20 protein-coding genes and 2 pseudogenes are annotated in these 20,550 nt (G+C 60.2%); 8 read left to right on the forward strand and 14 right to left on the reverse strand.

Annotated features, from left to right (window positions below):
- Nucleotides 1-420: 420 nt before the first annotated feature.
- From msrQ to BUB78_RS18645, 5 genes are all read right to left on the reverse strand, one after another.
- Nucleotides 421-1,029 carry a protein-methionine-sulfoxide reductase heme-binding subunit MsrQ gene (gene msrQ, locus BUB78_RS18625; protein WP_073200744.1) on the reverse strand — a complete coding sequence of 203 codons (609 nt, stop codon included), beginning with the start codon at nt 1,027-1,029 and terminating at the stop codon, nt 421-423.
- Nucleotides 1,026-1,247, reverse strand: coding sequence for a GDCCVxC domain-containing (seleno)protein (locus BUB78_RS21315; protein ID WP_245813580.1), 222 nt, complete (start codon nt 1,245-1,247; stop codon nt 1,026-1,028). The genes msrQ and BUB78_RS21315 overlap by 4 nt, the downstream gene beginning before the upstream one ends.
- Nucleotides 1,220-1,432 carry a hypothetical protein gene (locus BUB78_RS18635; RefSeq protein ID WP_073200746.1) on the reverse strand — a complete coding sequence of 71 codons (213 nt, stop codon included), beginning with the start codon at nt 1,430-1,432 and terminating at the stop codon, nt 1,220-1,222. Before BUB78_RS18635 ends, BUB78_RS21315 begins: the two co-directional genes overlap by 28 nt.
- A gap of 2 nt (nt 1,433-1,434) precedes the next feature.
- A complete protein-coding gene (gene msrP, locus BUB78_RS18640) occupies nt 1,435-2,337 on the reverse strand; it encodes a protein-methionine-sulfoxide reductase catalytic subunit MsrP (RefSeq protein WP_073200748.1) in 903 nt (300 codons plus the stop codon).
- Between the two features lie 76 nt (nt 2,338-2,413).
- A complete protein-coding gene (locus BUB78_RS18645) occupies nt 2,414-3,907 on the reverse strand; it encodes an FMN-binding glutamate synthase family protein (protein ID WP_073200750.1) in 1,494 nt (497 codons plus the stop codon).
- A gap of 386 nt (nt 3,908-4,293) precedes the next feature.
- Between BUB78_RS18645 and BUB78_RS18650 the strand changes: the two genes are divergently transcribed.
- On the forward strand, nt 4,294-4,773 hold the full coding sequence (locus BUB78_RS18650; RefSeq protein ID WP_073200752.1) for a fasciclin domain-containing protein: 480 nt from the start codon (nt 4,294-4,296) through the stop codon (nt 4,771-4,773).
- A 47-nt stretch (nt 4,774-4,820) separates the two neighbouring features.
- Here BUB78_RS18650 and BUB78_RS18655 read toward each other — a convergent pair whose 3' ends face one another.
- The 5 genes from BUB78_RS18655 to BUB78_RS18675 all read right to left on the reverse strand — a co-directional run bounded on the left by BUB78_RS18655 (nt 4,821) and on the right by BUB78_RS18675 (nt 8,485).
- Nucleotides 4,821-6,005, reverse strand: a complete 1,185-nt coding sequence (locus tag BUB78_RS18655) for an amino acid aminotransferase (protein WP_073200754.1) — start codon at nt 6,003-6,005, stop codon at nt 4,821-4,823.
- A complete protein-coding gene (gene sseA / locus BUB78_RS18660) occupies nt 6,005-6,862 on the reverse strand; it encodes a 3-mercaptopyruvate sulfurtransferase (RefSeq protein WP_073200756.1) in 858 nt (285 codons plus the stop codon). The genes BUB78_RS18655 and sseA overlap by 1 nt, the downstream gene beginning before the upstream one ends.
- A gap of 89 nt (nt 6,863-6,951) precedes the next feature.
- Complete coding sequence (locus BUB78_RS18665) at nt 6,952-7,233, reverse strand: hypothetical protein (protein ID WP_073200758.1); 282 nt, start codon at nt 7,231-7,233, stop codon at nt 6,952-6,954.
- 29 nt (nt 7,234-7,262) lie between these two features.
- Nucleotides 7,263-7,739, reverse strand: a complete 477-nt coding sequence (gene smpB / locus BUB78_RS18670; RefSeq protein ID WP_073200760.1) for an SsrA-binding protein SmpB — start codon at nt 7,737-7,739, stop codon at nt 7,263-7,265.
- An 89-nt stretch (nt 7,740-7,828) separates the two neighbouring features.
- On the reverse strand, nt 7,829-8,485 hold the full coding sequence (locus BUB78_RS18675; protein ID WP_073200763.1) for a GntR family transcriptional regulator: 657 nt from the start codon (nt 8,483-8,485) through the stop codon (nt 7,829-7,831).
- Between the two features lie 140 nt (nt 8,486-8,625).
- Here BUB78_RS18675 and dctP point away from each other — a divergent pair, with 140 nt between their 5' ends.
- From dctP to BUB78_RS18710, 7 genes are all read left to right on the forward strand, one after another.
- Nucleotides 8,626-9,612 carry a TRAP transporter substrate-binding protein DctP gene (gene dctP / locus BUB78_RS18680; protein ID WP_170865112.1) on the forward strand — a complete coding sequence of 329 codons (987 nt, stop codon included), beginning with the start codon at nt 8,626-8,628 and terminating at the stop codon, nt 9,610-9,612.
- A gap of 71 nt (nt 9,613-9,683) precedes the next feature.
- Nucleotides 9,684-10,262 carry a TRAP transporter small permease gene (locus BUB78_RS18685; protein WP_073200764.1) on the forward strand — a complete coding sequence of 193 codons (579 nt, stop codon included), beginning with the start codon at nt 9,684-9,686 and terminating at the stop codon, nt 10,260-10,262.
- Nucleotides 10,263-10,264: 2 nt separating this feature from the next.
- The gene (locus tag BUB78_RS18690) at nt 10,265-11,581 is read left to right on the forward strand and encodes a TRAP transporter large permease (RefSeq protein ID WP_073200766.1); all 1,317 of its coding nucleotides are present in this window, start codon (nt 10,265-10,267) and stop codon (nt 11,579-11,581) included.
- Nucleotides 11,578-12,819 carry a malonyl-CoA decarboxylase gene (locus tag BUB78_RS18695; RefSeq protein ID WP_073200768.1) on the forward strand — a complete coding sequence of 414 codons (1,242 nt, stop codon included), beginning with the start codon at nt 11,578-11,580 and terminating at the stop codon, nt 12,817-12,819. The genes BUB78_RS18690 and BUB78_RS18695 overlap by 4 nt, the downstream gene beginning before the upstream one ends.
- A gap of 17 nt (nt 12,820-12,836) precedes the next feature.
- Entirely contained in the window at nt 12,837-14,354 is a 1,518-nt protein-coding gene (locus tag BUB78_RS18700; RefSeq protein WP_073200770.1) for a malonate--CoA ligase, read from the forward strand.
- A gap of 282 nt (nt 14,355-14,636) precedes the next feature.
- Nucleotides 14,637-15,827 (forward strand): ABC transporter substrate-binding protein, encoded by a 1,191-nt coding sequence (locus tag BUB78_RS18705; protein WP_073200772.1) that lies wholly within the window; start codon nt 14,637-14,639, stop codon nt 15,825-15,827.
- Nucleotide 15,828: 1 nt separating this feature from the next.
- Nucleotides 15,829-16,524 (forward strand): thiosulfate oxidation carrier complex protein SoxZ, encoded by a 696-nt coding sequence (locus tag BUB78_RS18710; RefSeq protein ID WP_084732961.1) that lies wholly within the window; start codon nt 15,829-15,831, stop codon nt 16,522-16,524.
- A 3-nt stretch (nt 16,525-16,527) separates the two neighbouring features.
- On the opposite strand, the gene BUB78_RS18715 is transcribed toward BUB78_RS18710, so the two are convergent.
- From BUB78_RS18715 to xoxF5, 4 genes and pseudogenes are all read right to left on the reverse strand, one after another.
- Complete coding sequence (locus BUB78_RS18715; protein WP_073200774.1) at nt 16,528-17,076, reverse strand: PQQ-dependent catabolism-associated CXXCW motif protein; 549 nt, start codon at nt 17,074-17,076, stop codon at nt 16,528-16,530.
- Nucleotides 17,073-17,899 (reverse strand): annotated as a pseudogene (locus BUB78_RS18720) (substrate-binding domain-containing protein). Before BUB78_RS18720 ends, BUB78_RS18715 begins: the two are co-directional and overlap by 4 nt.
- Nucleotides 17,883-18,419, reverse strand: a complete 537-nt coding sequence (locus tag BUB78_RS18725) for a c-type cytochrome, methanol metabolism-related (protein WP_073200775.1) — start codon at nt 18,417-18,419, stop codon at nt 17,883-17,885. The pseudogene BUB78_RS18720 and the gene BUB78_RS18725 overlap by 17 nt, the downstream one beginning before the upstream one ends.
- 89 nt (nt 18,420-18,508) lie before the next feature.
- Nucleotides 18,509-20,274: pseudogene (gene xoxF5, locus BUB78_RS18730) on the reverse strand (lanthanide-dependent methanol dehydrogenase XoxF5).
- Nucleotides 20,275-20,550 lie beyond the last annotated feature (276 nt).

The raw sequence follows: 20,550 nt of genomic DNA on the forward strand, positions 1-20,550 counted from the left end.
CGTCTGGTCCGTCCGGCGTCCCGGTGTGCATCACTGCGCCGCCGGTGAAGGGGGTTCTACGGTCAGTACGATAAACCCGCAACCCCTTTTTTGGCTTCTCGTCACATTTTTTTCAAAAACCTGAATTTTAATGGGAAATTAAGGGCTTAGGTCATTTTCGGCATGAAAATCAGGACCTCTGCGCAATATTGTTAGCGCATGCCATGCCGCCCCTACCCCACATCTTGCGTTATCCACAGAGTTATCCCCAAGAGGTGATGGGCGACCGTCCCGAACACCCGGGATTTGGGGCGACTCAACTGGCTCTTAGAGACAGGAATCACCCTAATCGGGGCAATTACCCGAGTCGGAATCGGCAAAATCCAGGCTCATCCGGTCATTTTGCGATTCTCGAACAGCCCCGGTCGGGGCAATCCCGCCTTATGCTGCCTGTTTTTTGCGCGCCGGGCGGAGCCGAAGCGCCAGAAGGCCCAGAATCACGGCCAGATAGACCAGCGGCTCGATCTGAAAGCCCTTCACCAGCCATATAAAGTGAACCGCCCCCAGAATCGCCGCCACATAGGTCAGCTTATGCAGCTGCCGCCATTTCGGCCCCAGCCTGCGCACCGACCAGTTATTGGACGTCGCCGCCAATGGCACAAGCAACAGGAAGGCAGTAAAGCCGATCGTCACATAGGGGCGCTTTATGATGTCCGCCCAGATTTGTGCCGGAATCTGCACATCCAGGACCAGCCATACCAGCAGATGCAGCATGACATAGAAGAAGACCGAAAGGCCAAGCGCGCGCCGGAACCTGATGAGGTTCACTCCGGCAAAGCGGCGTAGTGGCGTGACAGTAAGCCCCGCGACCAAAAGCTTGAGGGCGATGCCCCCCAGCTCGTGCTCGAGCGCCTTGATCGGCTCGATGCCAAGACCGCCCGTCGCCCCCATATAAAAAAGGTAAGGCGCCGGTGCAGCGAGCAGTATATATACGGGCCATGTCGGCACCCTGCGCAGCAGCGCGTTGATCTGTTCGACCAGCTGGGTCATCCGCAACAGCACTCCCCCTTTTGGACCGGTGGGCAGGCCACGTCGCCGAAAGAACAATAGACACAGCAATCACCGGGCAGCGGGCGCAGGATTGCCCCGCAGACCTTGCAGTCATGGAAGAACTGGCAGGCGTCGGTCGGCATGGTCTCGGTGCTTGCCCGCCCGCATTCGGGACAGGTCAGGATCGAGATCAATTTGATGTCTTGCGCCGAAGCCATAGCCCCACCCCCATGATGATCAGACAAATCCCGAATACCGGGAACAGAACGCTGTCCCGGTAGATCAGCGGCACAAGCGACGTCAGTCCAAGCGCCGTCAAAAGAAACGGCAGGAGGCCGGTAAAGCAACAAAGCGCGGCAAAACCCGCCCCGACACCACCCGCCCACGCCATCATCCGGGCCATGCTCAGAAGTTCTTTCTCATATCCATCCCTGCGTAAAGCGATGCGACCTCGTCGCCGTAGCCATTGAGCATCAGGGTCGGCTTGCGCGCCGAGAACAACCCGCCGCCAATCGCCCGCTCGGTGGCCTGTGACCAGCGGGGGTGATCCACCTCGGGGTTCACATTACTGTAAAAGCCGTATTCGCGGGCATTGGCCTTGTTCCAGGATGTAGGTGGCTGATCCTTGGTGGCGGTGATGCGCACCACCGACTTGATGGATTTGAAACCGTATTTCCACGGCACCACAAGGCGGAGCGGTGCGCCGTTCTGATTGGGGATGTCGCGGCCATAGATGCCCGTCGCCATGATGGTCAGCGGATGCATCGCCTCGTCAAGCCGCAGGCCCTCGACATAGGGCCAGTCCAGTACGGGGTATTTCACGCCGGGCATCTCATCCGGGCGCAGGGCGGTTTCAAAGGCGATATACCTGGCATCGCTTTGAACACCTGCGAGGGCAAGCAGATCGGCAAGCTCGAACCCGTTCCAGGGCACGACCATCGACCAGGCCTCGACACAGCGGAACCGATAGAGCCGCTCTTCGACGGTCATCTTGTCCATGATCTGATCAAAGCCATAGGTGCCGGGACGATCGACAAACCCGTCAATCTCGACGGTCCAGGGGCTGGTGGTAAGAGCATCGGCATAGCGGGCCGGATCGGCCTTGTCGGTGCCGAACTCATAATAGTTGTTATAGCCGGTGATCTCTTCCCAGCTATTGGCCTCCAATTCCTGCGCGCGCGCCGGAAGGCCGATCCCGGCAAGGCCGATCCCGGCCGCGGCCCCCGCCATCAACTGGCGGCGGTTCAGAAACGCCGCCTCGGGCGTCACGTCGCAATCGGACAGGGTGTTTTTCCAGCGATAGGCCATGCATCTCTCCTATTGGGTTTGCACCTATATATAGAGAGATAAGGGCCTATCGCCAGAATTCAGGCCCCTGTCGCGATCACAAAGCCGCGTCCGCGTTGTAACTTGGCCGGATTTTGTTGAACGGGGTAGAGGTGCCATCGGCCTGAACAATGCGCACATGGCGCCGCCGCATAAGGCGCGGTTCACCCACGCCAACCGAATGCGCAATCGTCTCGACCTCTTTGATGACCGATGTGGCGTAATGGGCGACCTTCACATATTTATCCTCGACCACAAGACCGGCCTGAAGACGCTTGTCGTGAGTGGTGATGCCGGTCGGGCAGGTATTGCGATTGCACTTCAGCGCCTGAATGCAGCCAAGGCTGAACATGAAGCCGCGCGCAGAGGCAACAAAATCGGCCCCCGCACACAGCGCCCAGGCAACATCGCCGGGATTGATAAGCTTGCCGGCGGCGATCATCCTGATCCGCTCTTTAAGGCCATAACGATCGCGCAGATCCACCATCCGCGGCAAGGCATCGCGAATGGGCATGCCGACCAGATCCATCAAGGGCATCGGTGCGGCACCGGTCCCCCCCTCGCCGCCATCAATGGCAATGAAATCCGGCGCGCAATCAGGGCCGCGCTCATTGATCAACTGAAACAGCGGCTCCCAGGCCTCGGACGAGCCGATCACGGTTTTGAACCCCACCGGGCGACCGGTCACCTTGCGGATATGACAGATCACATCCAGAAGTTCGCCGTAGTCGTTGATATCGGCGTGACGATTGGGCGAGATGCTATCCTGTCCAAGCTTGATTCCTCGGATTTCGGCAATCTCGGCACTGACCTTTTCACCCGGAAGGATACCGCCCTTGCCGGGCTTGGCGCCCTGGGCAAGCTTGAGCTCGAACATCTTGATATGCGGGTTCTCCGACATCTTGCGCAGCTTTTCGTCACTCAGGTTGCCGTCTTCGTCGCGCACACCGTATTTCGCGGTGCCGATCTGATAGACAAGATCACAGCCCCCCGTCAGGTGGAACGGCGACAGCCCGCCCTCGCCGGTGTTCAACCAGATACCGGCCTTGGCCGCGCCCCGGCTTAGCGCCTCGACCGCCGGGCGCGAAATCGCGCCATAGCTCATGCCCGAGATGTTGAAGATCGACTTCGCTCTGTAAGGGATCGCCGCGGTCGGCCCGATCAGCATCGGGGCCGTTACGGAAAACTGATCATCAAGCGGCGGAAAGACGGCCGGTACGAAAATCGGCGTGCCCGGCACACCAAGGTTGCGGGTCGAGCCGAACGCGATGGTGTTGCCCTTGCCCTTGGTCGCGTGGCTTACCCAATCGCGTTGCGCACGGTTGAACGGCATCTCTTCGCGGTCCATCGCGAAAAAGTACTGGCGAAAGAATTCGCCCAGCTTGGTGAACAACCCACGAAAGCGCCCGATCACCGGATAATTGCGCCGGATCGCATCGCCGGGCTGGGTCTTGTCCAGCACGTAAAACAGCATCGCCATCAAGACGACAGCGCCCAGCATGAGAACAAACAACAGCGCAAGAACCTGCAGGATCTGCATCACGTAAATCATCGAAAAACTCCAAGCCCATTGGCCCGCAATACGTTGGGGGCGTCGCGGCGCAACCTGCGCCTTTCGCCGCGATCAAACAAGCCGCTAAACCATGATCACGGACGGACGCAGGGGCGCAAAGTGCCCGGTGCGGGACATTGGCCCGCAACCCCCACAGGCGGCGGGAAACCCGCCTGAAACGCCCGCAACGGCGCAGGAGATTTTCCGCCTGATCACAAAAACGTGACTGGATGTTACAGAAATCCCCGGCTTAGCGGCCTTTGCGGTTTCGTCAAATCGCATCGGCAAGAATCCCCGGTGAACCAAACCCGATTTAGCGCCGTAACTCGTGTCATGATGCCCGACGCGGCATCGTCACAACTGACGCTAAAAATGGAGATACACTTATGTTTCGCAGAACCTACCTTGCCCTGACCGCCGCCGCCCTGATGGCTGGCCCCGCTTTCGCCGATGGCCACGGCAAGGACATTGTCGATATCGCCGCCGGGAATGAAGATTTCTCGACCCTGGTTGCCGCCGTTCAGGCCGCCGATCTTGTCGAGACCCTCAAGGGCGATGGCCCGTTCACCGTCTTCGCGCCGACCAACGCGGCCTTTGCGGCCCTGCCCGAGGGCACGGTCGAGACCCTGCTCAAGCCCGAGAACAAGGATCAGCTAGCGGCGATCCTGACCTATCACGTGGTGCCGGGTAAGGTGATGTCGGCTGATCTCAGCAATGGCATGAGCGCAACCACGGTGCAGGGCAGCGATGTCACGATCATGACCGAAGGTGGCGTTATGGTGAACGGTGCCAATGTTACCGCTGCCGATATCGAGGCCAGCAATGGCGTCATCCACGTGATCGACGCGGTGATCTTGCCAGAATAACCACCACCACGGCGCGCCAGAGTATCGGCGCGCCGTTTCAGGGTGGCTTAAACGCCAACGTCGATGATTGCACGGGCCAAGATCGGCACGGTTTGCGCATTCAGACCGGCAATATTGATGCGGCTATCGCCAATCATGTAAATCCCGTGATCCTTGCGCAGGGTTTCCACCTGCTCGGGCGTTGCGCCAAGGCGTGAGAACATGCCGCGATGCTGGGCGATGAACCCAAACCGGTCAGAGCCCGACAAGCGGCGCAGCTCATTCGCAAGATCCTCGCGCAGGCGCAGCATGCCAAGGCGGACCTCCTCCAGCTCTGATTGCCAATCGGCCCGCAGCGCATCATCGCTTAGCACCATGGTCACAAGCCGCGCGCCGTGATCGGGCGGAAAGGAAAAGTTCTGGCGATTGAGATAGGCCAGATTGCCCTGTGCCACCTTTTGCAGGCCCCGGTCCTGCGCCGCCGCCATCAGGATGCCGGTGCGCTCACGGTAAATGCCGAAATTCTTGGAACAACTCGCCGCGATCAACACCTCGGGGCAGCTCTTGACCACAAGCCGGGTCGCCTTGGCGTCTTCTTCCAGGCCGTCACCAAAGCCCTGATAGGCGATGTCGATCATCGGCACCGCGCCCTTGCGGTTCAAAAGAGCGATCACCTCTTGCCACTGGCCCAGGTTCAGGTTGGCGCCGGTCGGGTTGTGACAGCAGCCATGTAACAACACAACATCGCCTGCGCGCACATCTTCGAGGTCGGCCATCATGCCATCGAAATCGACCCCGACGGTTTCAGTGTCGAAATAGCGATACATCACCGTTTCAACGCCAAGATAGGCCAGAATGCTAAGGTGGTTGGGCCATGTCGGATCAGACACGAACACCCGCGCATCGGGGTTTGCCATGCGCACAAGGTCAAACGCCTGACGCACCGCGCCGGTGCCGCCGGGGGTGGCGACGGCGGCGACCTGATCGCGGGTGACGGCATCGCCAAGCACCAGGTTTATCATCACCTCAGAGAAAGCCGGATCGCCGGCAAGCCCGGTATAGGCCTTGGTCTCTTCCTGGCCCCACCACTTTTGTTCGGCGGCCTTGACGGCGCGCATGATCGGCGTCTTGCCCTCTGCGTCTTTGTAAACGCCAACGCCAAGGTCGATCTTGGTGTCGCGCGGGTCTTCGCGGAACGCCTGACCAAGAGCCAGAATTTTGTCGGCGGGTTTTTCCTTCAGGTTACTGAACATCAGGCCTCTCCTGTGGCGACGGGCAGCGTCGGAAAGGCGCCCCATTCCGTCCATGATCCGTCATAAAGCGCGTGGTCGGTCTTGCCGATCCGTTCAAGTGCCAGACTGATGATTGCGGCCGTGACGCCGGTGCCGCAGGTGGTGATCACCGGCTTGCTCATGTCAACCCCGGCCGCCGCGAAGATCGCGCGCTGTGCCTCGGGGTCTTTCATCGTCATGTCGTCATTCAACAGATCGGTATAGGGCACGTTTTTCGAGCCCGGAATATGCCCGCCGCGCAGACCGGGACGCGGTTCTGGGGCCTCACCGCGAAAGCGGGCGGCAGAGCGCGCATCGACGATTTCGTAATCGCCAAGTTTCGAGGCCGCCGACACCTGCGTCACATCCTTGACCATCTGGTTCTGGCGGCGCACCGTCATGTGGCGGTCGCGGACAATCGGCGGCAGGTCTTCGATCTCGCGGCCCTCGGCCTGCCATTTGGGAAAACCGCCATCAAGAACGGCAATGTTATCCTGCCCCATAAGGCGAAACAGCCACCAAATCCGCGCGGCGGAAAACAGGCCCTTTGCGTCATAAACCACCACCTGATGCCCGTCACCGACACCCATGGCGCGCAGCTTTGACATGAATTTCTCGACCGGCGGCGCCATATGCGGCAAGTCCGAGCGGCTGTCGCTGATGTCATCAATATCGAAAAAGCGCGCGCCCGGGATGTGGCCAGCGTCATATTCCGCCTTTGCGTCGCGCCCCTCGGCAGCCATGAACATGGTGCCATCGAGCACCCGCAAATCCGGGTCTTTCAGATGGCTGGCAAGCCAGTCGGTGGAAACAACGGTTTTAGGATCATCATGTGCCATGGGGGCCCCCGCTTTAGACCGGTCTTGCCTACAGTCTGGGGGGCAAAAGGGCAAGACCGGGCACCGCCGCATCGGCCCCTATTTGCCGTCTACCTGACGAACACTTTCTTGATCACACCAAGACTGATCACAACCGCACCGCCCCCTGCCCCGCCCGCGGCGAGCGCGCCGACAATCGCGCCGATATCACCGCCGCCCGCCATCGCGCCAAGACCGCCCGCGCCCAGCATCGTCAAGACCTGACCGCCAAGACCGCCGCCAACAATCCCGGCAATCGAATTGCCAATCAAACCAACGCTTGCGTTTTTCATCACGCCGCCCGCGGCATTGCCGCCAACCGCGCCGCCAATCAAACACAGAAAAAGTTCCATAGTCCGTTTCCCCGGGGGTAAACCGCCGCTTACTCTCCGTGGCGCAACAGGCGTTGTTTCTGACGGCTCCAGTCGCGCTTGGCCTCGGTGGCGCGTTTGTCGTGGTTTTTCTTACCCTTGGCGATGCCGATCTTCATTTTGACCAGCCCGCGATGGTTGAAATACATCACCAGCGGCACAAGCGTCATGCCCTTGCGCTGTGTCTCGTTCCACAGCCGCGCCAGTTCCTTGCGCGACACCAAAAGCTTGCGACGGCGCTTTTCCTCGTGGCCAAAGGTCTTTGCCTGCGCATAGGGCGCAATATAGGAATTCACCAGCCACAGTTCGCCATCTTCGACCATGGCATAGCTTTCAGCGATGTTGCCGCCATTCTGGCGCAGGGATTTGACCTCGGAGCCTTCAAGGATAATGCCGCATTCGATATCGCTCTCGATGGCATAGTCATACCGCGCCCGCCGGTTCTCGGCGATCACCTTGTAGTTCGGATTTTCCTTTTCCTTGGCCATTTCGCTGTCCTACCCATGCGCGCGTCAACTGTCCAGCGGTCTGCATATCCCGCCGCGCCGCGCGCCGCTTTTGTCTGGGGGATATCTGGTTACTCTGCGGCGCTGCGCAAGCTCGACATCAAAAGATGGAACTTTTCACCCTGAATCGCCACATGGCCACGCAACGCCTCGGCTGCGCGCTCGCAATCGCCGGCGCGCAGCGCCTCGACAATCGCCTCATGCTCGGCCATGGATTGCGACAACCGCCCGCGCCAGCGCAATTGCAACCGGCGAAACGGCTTGAGCCGCCGATGCAGACGCAGCGCCTCATGCTCCAGAAATCCGTTGCCGGCCTGATGATAGATTACGTGATGAAACCGCTCGTTTTCGCGATAATACCCATCAGAATCGCCGCCCTCGACCGCCGCACAGCAAGAGGCGTTGGCACTGTCCAGCTCCTCCAGTGCCGCATCCGATATCCGCATGGCCGCCAGACGCCCGCAGACGCCTTCAATCTCGGCCATGGTTTCAAACATTTCCATCAGTTCGACCGGCCCCGGCTGGCGCACGAACACGCCGCGGCGCGGGATCTGTTCGGCGAGACCAGAGGCGACAAGCCGCTGCAACGCTTCGCGAATCGGGGTGCGCGAGACATCGAACTGTGCCGCCAACCGCAATTCGTCAAGCCGGTCGCCATCGTGAAAGCCGCCGGTAAAAACCAGCTCTTCCAGTGCATCCGCGATTATGTCAGCCCGACGAAGTTCCATGCCAAAAATCCTAGTCGTCGGCTCGTTTGTGCGCAAGGCAGAATTTCTTGTATACAAAAAACTTGACTCTGAATTCGAAACACAAAAGACTGCCCGTCACGCGTTCGGACCATCTTGTCCGGACAAAATGGGAGGAAGACATGAAAAAATCTATGTTCACGGCAGCCGTTACTGCCGGGATGATGCTTATTGGCTCGGTTGCCAATGCCACCGACCTGCGCCTGTCGCATCAGTGGTCCAACAGCGACGTGCGCCACAAGGTCGCCCAGATCGTTGCCGATGAAGTGGCCGCCGCCGATGTCGATCTTGAAATCAAGATCTTCGGCTCGAAGTCGCTGTTCAAGCCGCGCGAGCAATACACACCCCTGAGCCGCGGTCAGCTTGACATGACCGTTCTGCCGCTCAGCTATGCAGGTGGCCAGCAGCCGTCCTATAACCTGACGCTGATGCCTGGCCTGGTGAAAAACCACGACCACGCCGCGCGCCTGTCCAACAGCCCATTCATGGAGGCACTCGAGGCCAAGATGGCCGAAGATGACGTGATGGTTCTGGTCCACGGGTATCTGGCCGGTGGCTTTGCCGGCAAGGACAAGTGCATCACCAAGCCCGATGACATCAAGGGCCTGCAAACCCGCGCGGCGGGCAAGGCCTTTGAACAGATGCTGGCCGGTGCCGGCGCCTCGATCGCGTCGATGGCAAGCTCGGAAATCTACAACGCCATGCAAACCGGCGTTCTGGATGCGGCCAACACATCGTCCTCGTCCTTCGTGTCCTACCGGATTTACGAACAGGTCAAGTGCTATACCCCCGCAGGCGATGTTGCCCTGTGGTTCATGTATCAGCCGCTGTTGATGAACAAATCCACCTTTGAAGGCCTGACCGAAGCCCAGCAGGCCGCGCTTTTGGCCGGTGCCGAAAAGGCCGAAGCCTTCTATCTTGAAGAAGCCAAGAAAGAAGATGCCAACTCGGTCGAAGTGTTCAAAAACGCCGGTGTCGAGATCGCACAGATGAGCGAAGAGGATTTCGCCGCATGGCGCGCAATCGCCACGGAAACCTCGTACAAAGCCTTTGTCGAAAGCGTGCCCGACGGGCAGGCGCTTCTGGATATGGCGCTCGCTGTCGAGTGATCTGACCTGATCGCAGGGCGCCCCACGCGCGGCGCCCTGCACCCCCAAGACTTACCCCGAAAGGAGGGCCGATGTCGGGCCAATCCATCTCCGGTGTGGCAAACACCGGCAACAGCCTCTTTCTCAAAACCGTTGCGGCCATTTCGACCTTTGCCGGTTGGGTCTCGGCGGGCATGATCACGCTGGCGGTTCTCATCACCTGTCAGATGATCTTTATCCGATTTGTCCTGAATGGCTCGACCATCTGGCAAACCGAAGCCGTGATTTACCTTATGATCGCCGCCACGCTGGTCGGCCTGCCCTATGTGCAGCGCCTGCGCGGGCATGTGAATGTCGATCTTATTCCGATTGCCCTTCCGATGCGCCTGCGCCGCGGTCTGGCGATTGTCACGCTGGCGGTTTCGGCGCTGATCATCGCTGTGATGCTCTGGTACGGGTATGAATTCTGGCATGTCGCCTATGCGCGCGGCTGGAAATCCGACACTGTCTGGAGTGTGGCCCTGTGGAAGCCCTACATGGCGCTTCCGGTCGGCCTTGGTCTTTTGCTGCTGCAACTGATCGCTGATCTTTACGCGGTCATCATCCGCGTCGACGCACCCTTTGGAATTGAACAAGAGGGCCTTGCGGCCCGCGTATCTGGGGATCTTTGATCATGGACCCGCTCGTACTCGGGGGCCTTGTCGCCCTCATGACAATCTTCGTGCTGTTTTCGGGCGTCTCGGTGGCCATTGGCCTCCTGATCGTCTCGGCCGGCTTTCTGATAGCCTTCGACGGGATGCGCTCGCTTGAACTGATGCCGGAAATCCTGTTCGGCAAGCTTGATAACTTTGCCCTGCTGTCGATCCCGATGTTCATCATCATGGGCTCTTCCATCGCGTCAACGCGGGCGGGGGCCGACCTTTACGAGGCGCTTGAACGCTGGCTGACGCGGGTGCCCGGCGGTCTCGTGATTTCGAACCTCGGGGCTTGCGCGCTGTTTGCGGCGATGTCGGGCTCTTCGCCCGCCACCTGTGCGGCGATTGGCAAGATGGGCATCCCAGAGATGCGCAAGCGCGGCTATCCCGATGGCGTTGCTGCCGGCTCTATCGCGGCGGGCGGCACCCTTGGTATCCTCATTCCGCCCTCGGTCACGATGATCGTTTACGGCATCGCCACCGAAACCTCGATCGGGCGGCTGTTTCTCGCCGGGGTCATTCCGGGCCTGATGCTTGTGGGCCTGTTCATGGCCTGGTCGCTTTATTCGACCTGGAAGTCGGGCAATATCGAACTGCTTGGCGGGCGCGGCTATTCCTGGGCCGAGCGCTTTGAAATCCTGCCGCGCGTCCTGCCGTTTCTGATCATCATCCTCGGCGTTCTCTATGCGCTTTACGGCGGCATCGCGACCCCCTCGGAGACCGCCGCAATCGGCGCGCTTTTGTGCCTGTTGATGGCGATCATCATCTACAAGATGTGGAGCCCCAAGGCGATCTGGGTCGTGCTGCGCGACAGCACCCGCGAAAGCGTTATGATCCTGTTCATCATCGCCGCCGCCGGGGTATTTTCCTACATGCTCTCAAGCCTGTTCATCACCCAGTCGATTGCCGAATGGATCGGCACGCTGGATGTGAACCGCTGGGTTCTGATGGCGGCGATCAACCTGTTCCTTCTGGTCGCGGGCTTTTTCCTGCCGCCGGTGGCGGTGATCCTGATGGCGGCGCCGATCCTGTTGCCGATCATCCTGACCGCCGGCTTTGATCCGATCTGGTTTGCCGTGGTCCTGACGATCAACATGGAAATCGGCCTTATTTCACCGCCGGTTGGCCTTAACCTTTATGTGATCAACGGCATCGCGCCCGATATCAAGCTTAAGACGATTCTGCTTGGCTCGCTGCCATATGTGGCCTGCATGATCCTTGCGATCATCCTGCTCTGCCTGTTTCCGGGGCTGGCGACATGGCTGCCTGACTACGTCATGGGGACAGCGGTATGAGTGTTCTCGCCGATCTTCTGGCCACGGTTTTCGAACGCCGCTATCGTGGCGCAAGCGAACCGGACGCGCAGAACCGGAGCATTGAAGACCTCTCGCGCGACCTGCTTGGCAGTTCGGGCGAGGTCTCGGGCATGGCCCTCGCGCGGCATATCCTTGATCGCTATGCGGGGATGGATGACGCGGCCAAACTTGGCTTTTTCACCTTCCTGACCAACGACTTCGGCATTGACCCGGAAACCGTGCGCAACGCGCTTGATGCCTTCGAGGCCACCCCGGACCGGCGCACCTATCGCACCTTTCTCGCCGCAGCAGAGCCGCCCCGCCAGGAACTTGCGCGCCGCCTAAATCAGGTGCCCGGCGCCACCGCACAGCTGGTGGCGATGCGGCGCGACCTGCTCCGGCTGGCGCGGGATAACCCGGCGCTTTCGGTGGTGGATCTTGATATCCGGCACCTGTTTTCGTCCTGGTTCAACCGGGGTTTTCTGGTGCTGCGTCCGATCAACTGGACCAGCCCGGCGGATATCCTTGAAAAGATCATCGCCTATGAGGCGGTTCATGCCATCGACAGCTGGGATGACCTGCGTCGGCGCCTGAAGCCTGCCGACCGGCGCTGTTTCGGGTTCTTTCACCCGTCGATGCCCGATGAGCCGCTTATTTTCGTCGAGGTCGCCCTGACCAGCGGCACGCCGGGCGCAATCCATGAACTCTTGGCCGACAACCGCGCCGCGATCACCGCCGAAGCCGCCGACACCGCCGTGTTCTATTCGATCTCGAACTGTCAGCCGGGACTGGCCGGGATTTCCTTTGGCAACTCTCTGATCAAACAGGTGGTCGCGGATCTGTCGCAAGAGCTTCCCAATCTCAAGACCTTCGTCACGCTCTCGCCGATCCCGGCGCTCTCGAAGTGGCTGACGAGCGAGGGCGCCACCCTGCCCGATGATCCCGAAGAGCGTCGCCAGATCACCGCCGATTACCTGCTCAACGCCAAGCGCCCCGAGGGCGGCCCGTTCGATCCGGTCGCGCGGTTTCACCTTGGCAATGGCGCTTCGGTGCATGCCATCCATGCCGATGCCGATCTTTCCCCCAATGGTCAGGCGCAATCGGGGGGCATGATGGTGAATTACCTTTACGATCTGGCCCTGATCTCGCAGAACCACGAACGCTTTGCCACTGCTGGCCAAATCGCCGCTTCGCCCGAAGTAACCGCCCTTAGTGCCGCACAGGCCACCAAAGACTGAAACAAAGGAAGATCGCCATGGCAAATCCGCTTTATGACACGCTTTTTGGTCGCCATGCGGGCCGGACCGCGCCGTTTCTTTACCTGCCCGACGGCAGTACGCTTAGCTATGACGCCTTCCTGCGCCTGACCGCGCAATACGCCCACAGCTTTCGCGATGCGGGGCTTGCCCCCGGTGACCGCCTTGCGGCGCAGGTTGAAAAATCACCGCAGGCGCTCGCGGTCTATGCGGCCTGCGTGCAGGCGGGGATCGTCTTTTTGCCGCTCAACACCGGCTATACGGCGGATGAGCTTGAGTATTTCGTGACCGACAGCGGCGCGCGGCTTTTGCTCTGCGATGGGGCCAAGGCCGATGCGCTTGCCCCCGTGGCCAAATCGGCCGGGGCCAGCTTGATGACGCTCAACGCCGATGGCAGCGGAAGCCTGCCCGACGCCGCCAAGGATCAGCCTGAGACATTCGAGACCACGGCGCGCGGCGGCGATGATCTTGCCGCGTTTCTTTATACCTCGGGCACGACCGGGCGTTCAAAAGGCGCGATGCTGACGCAGACCAACCTGCTGTCGAATGCCGAAACGCTGGTCGATTACTGGGCCTTCACCGAAAATGACGTGTTGTTGCATGCGCTGCCGATCTTTCACACGCATGGGCTTTTCGTGGCGACCAACGTGATCCTTCTGGCGGGGGCGGCGATGATCTTTTTGCCGAAATTCGATCAGGACAAGGTGATTGAAACCCTGCCGCGCGCCACGACCATGATGGGGGTGCCGACCTTTTACACCCGGCTTCTGGATGATCCGCGCTTTGATCGCGCCCTGACCGGGCATATGCGGCTTTTCATCTCGGGGAGTGCGCCGCTCTTGGCCGAAACCCATGTGGCGTTTGAAGAGCGCACCGGCCATCGCATTCTTGAGCGCTATGGCATGACCGAAACCAACATGAACACCTCGAACCCCTACGAGGGCGAGCGTCGTGCCGGAACGGTCGGCTTTCCGCTGCCGGGGGTCGAGCTTAAGATCACCGATCCCGACACCGGCAAGACCCTGCCGCAGGGCGAAATCGGCCTGATAGAGGTGCGCGGCCCGAACGTGTTCAAGGGCTATTGGAACATGCCCGAAAAGACCGCCGAAGAGCTGCGCAGCGACGGGTTTTTCATAACCGGCGATCTCGGGCAGATCGACGATCAGGGCTATGTTCAGATCGTCGGGCGCAACAAGGATCTGATCATTTCGGGCGGCTATAATATCTATCCCAAGGAAATCGAGCTTTTGCTCGATGAACAGCCCGGCGTGCTTGAGAGCGCCGTGGTGGGCGTGCCGCATCCCGATTTCGGCGAAACCGTTGTCGGCTTTCTTGTGGCGCAAAAAGGCGAAACGCCCGATCTTGAGGCGATTGCAGAGGCGGCAGGCACCTCGCTGGCGCGCTTCAAGCATCCGCGCAAGCTTATCGTGCTGGATGAATTGCCGCGCAACACCATGGGCAAGGTTCAGAAAAACATCCTGCGGGCCGAATACGGCGATCTGTTCAAGCCCGCCTGACGCGCACTATCACAATGACGAATCCGGCCCTGCGCACCCCTGCGCGGGGCCGTTTTTGCATGTGCCGCCGACGCATGCCTGCGACCAAAGTATGACACCGATCAACCCTTTGATTTAAATAATATAAATCCGGGTAAAAGCGACACCTTTCAGCGTAAGGATGGAAAGGTGCGGACAGGCCGAGAACCTTTGTTAAGATACCCGTAATAGGCGATCACAATTCAAAGGGAGCGCGCGTATGACATCTGCAAAACCCCAGCCCTGCGCAAAGGTGTCGCGCGCATGATGCGTTGGTGTGTTGCACTCCTTTTCGCCCTTGGCGCCCTGATCCGCCCGGCCTTTGCGGTCGAGGTCACGGCGGCCATCCTGCGGGTGGATTACCCGACGCTTTTGCCGGTCTCGCGGCTTGATCTGCGCCCCGATGATCTTGGCTTTGCCGGTGGCATTCTGGCGACCGAAGACAATCAGACAACCGGGCGGTTCATGGGCCAGACCTATGCGCTTGAGACCGCCGCAAGCCCGCCGGAGACCGCGCTTGCCACCTTTGAGGCGCTGCAATCCAAAGGCATCCGGTTTTTCGCGGTTCAGGCCCGCATGTCAGAGCTTTTGGCGATCGCCGATGCCGCCGCGCCCGATACGGTGATCTTCAACACGCTGGCGCCTGACACCGCCCTGCGCAGCGAAGACTGTCGCGGCAATATCCTGCATGTGGTGCCCTCGCGAAAGATGAAGACCGATGCGGTGGCGCAATTCCTGATCTGGAAGAAATGGCCGAAATGGGCGCTCATTCACGGCTCGCACCCCGAGGATCGCGCCCTAGCAGATAGCTATCGCGCCTCGGCGGCGAAGTTCGGCGCGCGCATCACCGACGAGCTTGAGTTTACCGATACCGGCGGCGCGCGGCGCACCGACACCGGGCACGTCCTTGTGCAACGGCAATTGCCGCTGTTCACGCAACCGCTTGACGGCGCAGACATCATCGTGACGGCGGATGAGACCGACGTTTTCGCCACCTACCTGCCCTATCACACATGGTCGCCCGCGCTTATTGTCGGCTCTGCCGGCTTGCGCCCGCTCAGCTGGCACCCGGCGCTAGAGGCCTGGGGCGCGACCCAGTTTCAGAACCGCTTTGAAAAGCTTACAAACCGCTACATGCGCGCGGAAGATTACAACGCCTGGCTTGCCCTTCGCGTTCTGGGCGAGGCGGTGACACGTACCGGCGCGACCGATCCCGCCGCGATCCGCGCCTATGCCCTGAGCGACAGATTCGAGCTGGCGGCGTTCAAGGGTCAAAAGCTTACCTTCCGGCCCTGGAACGGCCAGCTGCGCCAACCCATTCTTCTGGCCGACGGGCGCATCACCCTGAGTGTGTCGCCGCAAGAAGGATTTCTGCATCAACGCTCGCTGCTGGATACGATGGGGCTGGATCAGCCCGAAAGCGCCTGCGCCGCCTTTACCCAACAGGAGAATTGACATGCGCCGCCTTGCCTTTGCCACGGCCCTTGCCACGCTGCTGACCACGCCGGCCCTTGCGGGCAAGGTGTTCGTCAGCAATGAGCGCGGCAATACCGTCACCGTTCTCGACAGCAAGACATGGGAGGTTCTAAAAGAGTTCCCCGCCGGCAACCGCCCACGCGGCATCATCGCAAGCCCGGATGGCAAAAAGCTCTATGTCTGCGCTTCTGACGATGATGTGGTGCGGGTGACCGATGCGGGCGAGCGGCATGTGGCAGAGCGCTATCTTAAAACCTCGGGGCAAGGCGCCTGCGCAGCCCCGCCGGGCACCGATCCGGTATTGGCACTTGCCACCCTTGGCGACATGGAACTGGCCTTTTTGCCCGCGCTTGACGCGCCCAGCAAGAGCGTGAACACCCGCATCGCCGCCCTTGCGGGCAAGGTTGGCGCGCTTGATGTGGACATCAGCCACCCAAGCCATTCCGGCCTGCAAATGGATCAGATCACGCTGCTTTATATCCCGCTGCGGGTGGTGGGCGAGGTTGATGTCGACCTTGATAACACCCCCTATCTACGCATGAGCGGAAGCATTTCCTTGTCGGAGAACCCGCGTCTGCGTGTGTCCGTCCCCGAGGGCACAAGCATGGCAGAGGTCACATTGCACGACACCGACGGCAAGGTGACCCGCGCCCACACCAGCCTTGCGGCCTATTGAAAGTTAGTCCTCGGGCAAGGGATCAAGCCGCTCAAGCGGGTGATCCTCCATGTCCCAACCATCGGTGCCATCGGGATACCAATAGACCGTCTCATAGCCCATCTCGACGGCGCGCTTGGCGACATTCCACGACATCCAGCAATCCATGAGACAGAACACCAGCACCGGATGCGACGGATCGCCCGCGGTTGCCTGTTCCAGCCCGCGGCGCAGGTAGGCGGCGGTTTCTTCTGCAATCTTTTCATACCCGGTATTGGGCAACCAGATTGCGCCGGAAATCGACTGATGCGGCTTTTCGCGCCAGATCGTGCCCTTGGGCAAGTTCTCGGGCTTGGGCGCGCGCGGCAACACGTCGATGAACGCCACCTCGCCCTCTTGCCAGAGCTGATAGGCGCCCGCGTCATCCACGACGGTCGCCCCGCTTAGCGTGGCGGGCACGGGGGCGCGATAGGGCGGGCCGCGATACCCCTCGGGCTCTGGCGTGCCTTGCGCCTGCGCCATTCCGGCGCAAAGCGCGAGGGCCGCAACCATCATGCGACCCGCCGGTGTCATTGCGTGACCTCCTTGAGGTCCGTCCCCATATTGTTGAGAAGCGGCACGCCCGCCTCTGTCAGGATCTGGTCGATCTCGGCCTGATTGCGCCGCAACAGGGAATTGAGTTGTCGCTTCCACTGATCTTCACCGGGGCGCACGCTCATGGTGATGCGGTAAAACAGACGCGGCGGGTCGGCCTCGTGGATCAGCGGCACGACCTTGAGGTTGGGATGCTGGCGCTTGACCAATGGCCCGCTGATAGGGCCCCAGAGAATGGCCGCATCAATCTCGCCCGCCTCAAGATCGGCAAGCATATCCAGCGCCGGAGAGGCGTGGCGGCGATCAACAAAAGCGGATAGGGCCGCGCCAAGGCCATAAGCCCCTGACGCGCCATGTGGTTGCCCGGCGGGCTTCCGGCGATAATGCCCAATGTCTTGCCCTTGAGGCGCGGATCGGAAATGGTCGTCACATCCGCCAGCGGGCTGTCTTTGGGAAAGACGATCGTATAGGCCGAGGTCATGTAGTGATTGGTGTTCTGCACCATCTCGTGACCTTGGGCAAAGCCGATGATCACGTCGCATTCATTGGCCCGCAGGGTGCGGCGCACGAACCCCGTCGCCATCGGAAACCAGGTATATTCAACCGGCTTTTCAAGCTTTGCCGCGATCAGATCGGCGATCTTGTTTTCAAATCCGGTGCCATCCTGCGTCGACATCGGATCGTTCGACGGGTCGGCACAGACGCGAAACGCGGTTTTCGACACCAGTTCGGCCATCTGCGCCGCCGCCACACCGGGCAGCAGCGCAAGGGCAATCGCCGCAATCCTAGCCCATGCAGGCATCTTCATCCTCCCGGATCGAATCGGATTTCGGATCTTTCTTGGGGGGACGCCCACGGGCCACGGCCTCGGTGCCGCGCGCCTTGAGATAGACATAGATGTCATCAAGATAGCACATCACGTTCGGATTGGTGCCAAAGCTCGGCATCACCGAATTCTCAGAGGCGTTTACCTTTTGGCGGCCTTCGGCCACGACGCCGACAAAATCATAGTAATCCAGCGTCAGCGCAGACACCTTGAGCGCCGGGGCATAGGTTGATCCTTCACCATCCGGGCCGTGACACACGTGGCATTCCGCATGATACCGGCGAAAGCCGGAAAAGGTGCGCCAGTCGACAGTGCCATCTTCGGCCACGTTGAACGTGGGAATATCATCCTCATTGAAGTACCGCCCGCCCTCTTCATAGGCGACGGCAATGGATGGATTGTCGCGCGACACAAGGTTTTCCGCGAGACTCGGTGCGGCAACAAAGGCCAGCAGGCTGGCAAGCCCTGCGGACAAAAGGTGGCGGTTGGTCAACATTCTCTGCTCCTTTGGGTATCGGTGCGTCGGCGCGACACCGGGAAGGGTGCCGCGCCGAAGGGTTCTGTCTTGTCTCAGACAGGTTTGGTTTAGTTGGGCAGGGCGAACACGGTCAGCTGACCACCCAGGGCGGTGTAATCCGACAGGGCCGCATAGCCACCCACGGCACCCAGACCCGCATTCGGATCGGTCAGGCCAGCCGCAAGGCCGATCCCGGCCCAGCCACCGATACCCGACAGGATACCGACATACTGTTTGCCCGCATGCTCGTAGGTCATCACGTTGCCGATAATGCCCGAGGGTGTCTTGAAGCTGTAAAGCTCGTCACCGGTGTTGGCATCAATCGCCTTCAGGTAGCCTTCGAGCGTGCCGTAAAAGACCACATCGCCAGCGGTTGCCAGAGCGCCCGACCAGACCGAGAACTGCTCGGGGATCGACCACTTGATCTTACCTTCGATGTTGTCCCAGGCGATGAAGTTACCCATGCCGCCATGGCTTCCGGGGGCCGGGTACATCGCGAGGGTCGCACCCACATAGGGCTGACCGGCGGTATAGCTGACGCGGAAGGGTTCGTAATCCATGCAAACGTGGTTTGTCGGGATATAGAACAACCCGGTTTTGGGGCTATAGGCCGAGGGCTGTTGGTCCTTGGTGCCAAGGGCGGCAGGGCAGATGCCCGTGGTGTTGACGTCTCCGCCATTTTCCCTGGTCGAATAGGCCGAAACCACAGCCGGACGACCATAGGTATCGGACTCCGGGTCCATATCAACGCCCGTGGTCCAGTTGACCTCAGGATCGAATTTCTCGGCGACAAGCAATTCGCCGGTTTCACGATCAAGGGTATAGGCAAGGCCGTTCCGATCGGGGTGGGTCAAAAGCTTGCGCATCTTCCCGTCGATTTCCTGATCGGTCAGGATCATCTCGTTGACGCCATCATAATCCCACTCGTCATGCGGGGTCATCTGATAGAGCCATTTGGCAACGCCGGTATCGGGGTTGCGTGCCATGATGGTCATCGACCAGCGGTTGTCGCCAGGGCGCTGTGCCGGGTTCCAGGTCGAGGGGTTGCCGAATAAAACAGGTCAAGCTCGGCATCATAGGAATACCAGCCCCAGGTCGAACCGCCGCCGATCTTCCACTGATCGCCTTCCCATGTGTTGGTGCCCGAATCCGCGCCAACCGGCTTGCCCAGATGGGTGGTGTTCTCGGGATCAATCAGCGTGTCGCTATCGGGACCCATCGAATAGGCGCGCCAGACACGCTCGCCGGTTTTCATGTCATAGGCCGTGGTCGAGCCACGCACGCCAAATTCACCGCCCGAAATACCGACAATGACCTTGTCCTTGACCGGAAGAACCGTCGCGGTGTTGGTCTCGCCGATCGACGGATCACCGTTTATCACCGACCATTTTACTTCGCCGGTCTTGGCATCAAGTGCCACAAGCGTCGTGTCGGCCTGGTGCAGGAAGATCGTGTCATCCGCATAGGCAACGCCGCGATAGACCGTGTCACAACACATCACCGGGATGACGCTGGGGTCTTGCTTGGGCTCGTATTTCCACATGATCTTGCCGTCTTCCGCGAGATTCAGCGCATAGACGATATTGGGGAACGGCGTGTGGACATACATGATATCGCCAATAACGAGAGGCGATCCTTCATGTCCGCGCAGAACGCCGGTCGAGAAGGTCCATGCAACCTGAAGATCGCCGACGTTGTCCTTGGTGATCTGGTCCAACTCGGAATAGCGCGTGTTTTCGTAATCGCCGGTCTGGATCGCCCATTGCTTGGGATCGTCGATCAGCGCCTGAAGCGCCTCGTTCGCGCTTGCCGTGGCCGACAGGCCGACAACCATCGCCGCTGACATCATAAGTAGTTTCTTCATATCTTCCTCCCTGGGTCGTAGATTTCGTTTGATTTCCCTTGCCGAACGCGGTGCCCGGCTCTGCCAACCTGTTGCTCCGGGGGGTCCTCCTCCCCCTGTGCTTGGGTCAATTCCTTATGCTGCGCGATCCGCCTCCTGTTGTTTGCGTCCCGTTCAATAGACCACGACAGAGCGGATTGATTCGCCTGCGTGCATCATCTGGAAGCCCTTGTTGATATCGTCGAGGGCAAGGGTGTGGGTGATCAT

Source organism: Roseovarius marisflavi (assembly GCF_900142625.1).
GTDB lineage: Bacteria > Pseudomonadota > Alphaproteobacteria > Rhodobacterales > Rhodobacteraceae > Roseovarius > Roseovarius marisflavi.

Bases quoted from the DNA above. Each gene is read 5' to 3' on its own strand.
- msrQ (WP_073200744.1), bottom strand. From the start codon at position 1,029: ATGACCCAGCTGGTCGAACAGATCAACGCGCTGCTGCGCAGGGTGCCG.
- BUB78_RS21315 (WP_245813580.1), bottom strand. From the start codon at position 1,247: ATGGCTTCGGCGCAAGACATCAAATTGATCTCGATCCTGACCTGTCCC.
- BUB78_RS18635 (WP_073200746.1), bottom strand. From the start codon at position 1,432: ATGGCCCGGATGATGGCGTGGGCGGGTGGTGTCGGGGCGGGTTTTGCC.
- msrP (WP_073200748.1), bottom strand. From the start codon at position 2,337: ATGGCCTATCGCTGGAAAAACACCCTGTCCGATTGCGACGTGACGCCC.
- BUB78_RS18645 (WP_073200750.1), bottom strand. From the start codon at position 3,907: ATGATTTACGTGATGCAGATCCTGCAGGTTCTTGCGCTGTTGTTTGTT.
- BUB78_RS18650 (WP_073200752.1), top strand. From the start codon at position 4,294: ATGTTTCGCAGAACCTACCTTGCCCTGACCGCCGCCGCCCTGATGGCT.
- BUB78_RS18655 (WP_073200754.1), bottom strand. From the start codon at position 6,005: ATGTTCAGTAACCTGAAGGAAAAACCCGCCGACAAAATTCTGGCTCTT.
- sseA (WP_073200756.1), bottom strand. From the start codon at position 6,862: ATGGCACATGATGATCCTAAAACCGTTGTTTCCACCGACTGGCTTGCC.
- BUB78_RS18665 (WP_073200758.1), bottom strand. From the start codon at position 7,233: ATGGAACTTTTTCTGTGTTTGATTGGCGGCGCGGTTGGCGGCAATGCC.
- smpB (WP_073200760.1), bottom strand. From the start codon at position 7,739: ATGGCCAAGGAAAAGGAAAATCCGAACTACAAGGTGATCGCCGAGAAC.
- BUB78_RS18675 (WP_073200763.1), bottom strand. From the start codon at position 8,485: ATGGAACTTCGTCGGGCTGACATAATCGCGGATGCACTGGAAGAGCTG.
- dctP (WP_170865112.1), top strand. From the start codon at position 8,626: ATGAAAAAATCTATGTTCACGGCAGCCGTTACTGCCGGGATGATGCTT.
- BUB78_RS18685 (WP_073200764.1), top strand. From the start codon at position 9,684: ATGTCGGGCCAATCCATCTCCGGTGTGGCAAACACCGGCAACAGCCTC.
- BUB78_RS18690 (WP_073200766.1), top strand. From the start codon at position 10,265: ATGGACCCGCTCGTACTCGGGGGCCTTGTCGCCCTCATGACAATCTTC.
- BUB78_RS18695 (WP_073200768.1), top strand. From the start codon at position 11,578: ATGAGTGTTCTCGCCGATCTTCTGGCCACGGTTTTCGAACGCCGCTAT.
- BUB78_RS18700 (WP_073200770.1), top strand. From the start codon at position 12,837: ATGGCAAATCCGCTTTATGACACGCTTTTTGGTCGCCATGCGGGCCGG.
- BUB78_RS18705 (WP_073200772.1), top strand. From the start codon at position 14,637: ATGATGCGTTGGTGTGTTGCACTCCTTTTCGCCCTTGGCGCCCTGATC.
- BUB78_RS18710 (WP_084732961.1), top strand. From the start codon at position 15,829: ATGCGCCGCCTTGCCTTTGCCACGGCCCTTGCCACGCTGCTGACCACG.
- BUB78_RS18715 (WP_073200774.1), bottom strand. From the start codon at position 17,076: ATGACACCGGCGGGTCGCATGATGGTTGCGGCCCTCGCGCTTTGCGCC.
- BUB78_RS18725 (WP_073200775.1), bottom strand. From the start codon at position 18,419: ATGTTGACCAACCGCCACCTTTTGTCCGCAGGGCTTGCCAGCCTGCTG.